2 protein-coding genes and 1 pseudogene are annotated in these 2,590 nt (G+C 37.8%); all 3 read left to right on the top strand.

Annotated features, from left to right (window positions below):
- The first annotated feature begins 276 nt into the window (after positions 1 to 276).
- On the top strand, positions 277 to 987 hold the full coding sequence (locus ACYVRH_RS16805; protein ID WP_461257995.1) for a hypothetical protein: 711 nt from the start codon (positions 277 to 279) through the stop codon (positions 985 to 987).
- The gene (locus ACYVRH_RS16800) at positions 984 to 2,036 is read left to right on the top strand and encodes a hypothetical protein (RefSeq protein WP_461257994.1); all 1,053 of its coding nucleotides are present in this window, start codon (positions 984 to 986) and stop codon (positions 2,034 to 2,036) included. Before ACYVRH_RS16805 ends, ACYVRH_RS16800 begins: the two co-directional genes overlap by 4 nt.
- A 66-nt stretch (positions 2,037 to 2,102) precedes the next feature.
- A pseudogene (locus tag ACYVRH_RS16795) lies at positions 2,103 to 2,590 on the top strand (hypothetical protein); the annotation flags it as partial.

Genomic DNA, 2,590 nt, shown 5'->3' with positions numbered 1-2,590 from the left:
TGGTAAAATAAACTTGTAACTGACACCACTTTTTCATAGTGTCGATATACTCCCGTCCACCGCTATAGGTAGCGTACTTTTAGTCTGGAGTTTTGCCAAATACAAGCAATCATAAAAAAGCGTTGTGTCTTAACAGATTAAAAAAAGGTAATTAATACTGTAAATGGCTCTTTGGCAAAACTCCTAAGCAAAAAAAACGCAGTTTTTTTTGCAAAACCCCGAAAGTTGCACTAAACAACAGTATCTATATAAACCCAAATTACCTAACATTTTAATATGGCAGAGCAAAATACTGTAAATAAAAGCCCTTTATATTCCCTCATTCCCATTGATGACTTTAAGGCGGTATTAGGAATTGATGACCGAGAGGATAAACTTTCAAAGTTTTGCCTTGTAACTTCAACGCTGACTATTGAGCAATACTGCAAGAGGAAACTGTTACGGAAAAAGTATTTTGAAAATAACGAATTATTTGAAGGTTTGCACATAACGCTTAAAGAATACCCTGTAAGTGAAATACTGGCGTTATACGCTTTGGGTAGCGGTCAATTATCAATGAATGTCGGGGAATTGATAGAGCCTGATTTTTACCGTATTTATCCTGATTGCGGCACTGATGATGATATTCCATTTACGATAGAGTTTTCCCCTGCGGTGGCAAGAATGGGCTGTAAAGTTATTAAGGTTGTGTATCTGGCAGGGTATGAAATTAGGAATGAGAAATTAGAAATGAGAAATGAAGAAACAGAGACAAACGATGAACAGGAAGATTTGAATGATAACAGAGAGGGAAGAATTTTTGTGCCGGCTGATCTACAAGCGGCGTGTTTGGAATTAGCGTCATGGAACATGAACCGATACAAGGGACGGCGAATTGGCATGAGCGGAAATATCAAGGGTGCGGGAATACAGGGAGAACATTTTGAATTGTCTATGCCTGAAAATGTGAAAATACTTTTAGAACCTTACAGGAGGAAAACAATATGACAGATAACGGCGAATTAATTATTGAAGAAGCGATTATCGGGGCGGTTAAACGTCTTTTGAAAGAGCAAGTTAATGAGATTTTAGACAGGTGGCAGGTACTAGTGCCGATTATCGAGTTTGAAACATTTATAAAAAATAACGCTGTTGTTCCTGTGGTTAAATTATCGGAATGTGAGCGGACGGAAAAAGAACGGATTATTTTTTTGGACGCTTATTCTTTAACGATTGCTTTTACAGTGCCGGAAACTGCGGATAGCGAATTGTTTTGTTACGGTTACGCTTATGCGGTTTGTAAGGCTTTTGGGGAAAATCCTACATTTGTTTGTCGTGGGTTGCAAAAAATTTGCGGTGTTACAGGGTGCGTTGTTACGCCATTGACAATAGGGACTGCTCCGCTTTTGTTGTATCTGGCTATGGGGTCGGCAAGTGAGCCTGTGCTTGTTTCTGAAACACGGAATTTATTTAAGTATGAATTAAATCTTTTACCAATGGAAGATACAGAAATATTTGATGTAATACAAGACAGAAAAAATGAACGTATGCTTTTTGAGGGTTGCCGTGTTTCCAGTTATGAACTGCGGATAATGAGAGGGGAAAATGTAAAACTGAAACTTGATATTTTTGGAGAGCGAAAGCCCAGGGCTTTTCCATATACAGATGTATTTCTAAATGAACAAGGGGAAATATTTAAAAGTGATAATGTAACTTACAAAATAAATGGACAGGAATACACAAATATTTATGGCGTTACTATTACATCAAAAAAACAGGGTGGCACTAAAACTGAATTAATGATTAAAAGGTCTTTGCAACGTGGAACTGAATTACCGACCGTTATTAATGAAATGATAATTACCGCTAAATTGATTAGGGATAATTACGAGTACCGTTTTTTTGGTACTTTTCGCATAACGATTTCAAAGATTGTTTTAGTTTCTGATGAGACGGAAGTAAATACAAGTGAAGCGGTTATTAGCCCATTGCGTTATTTTGTTTCGGGAAATATTAGTGCGGAGGTATTTACAGAGGGCGGTTGTTGTTTGGAATGAGAAATGAGAAATGAGAAATGAAAAGAATGATAAGAGCAAGGGCGATATATGGGGGTAGTTTGATAAATGAAATTTTATGATATTGATAATGCTCTGCAAGAGACGATTGCCGCTGCTGACAAGCCTGTACGGTTACGGATTGAAATTCAAGTTGCGGGGCATTTTGAGAGCGTTTTTGAGCAAGATATTATCGAGGCTAATTTTTACGGACTAAAGGAAGTTGCGGGGGGAACTTCATCAAGAGGGGAAATATTACTCGATAACTCATTGGGTATTTATTTATATTCTGGCGTTGGGTATGGTTCGCAAGTAAATATTTATTTTTCTCTTGGCGAGGGATTGCCGTATTTCTTGCGGTTTGTTTTTTACATTGACGAAAAAGGGATACAAGACGTTAAGGGGTCGGGAAGAAAGCGGTTTGTTTATATCGGGCTTAGGGATTTTTCTTACAAGTTACGCAAAACTGACGAGGCTAGGGATTGGTCTTTACCTGCCGTTTTTATTTATTCGGTGGTGTGCGATAAAACTCAACCGCATAAATCATTAGTGCATGG

The organism is Treponema sp. R80B11-R83G3, assembly GCF_054786115.1.
Note: the sequence above shows the minus strand (reverse complement) of the source record. Positions and strands in the feature narration are given on the sequence as shown.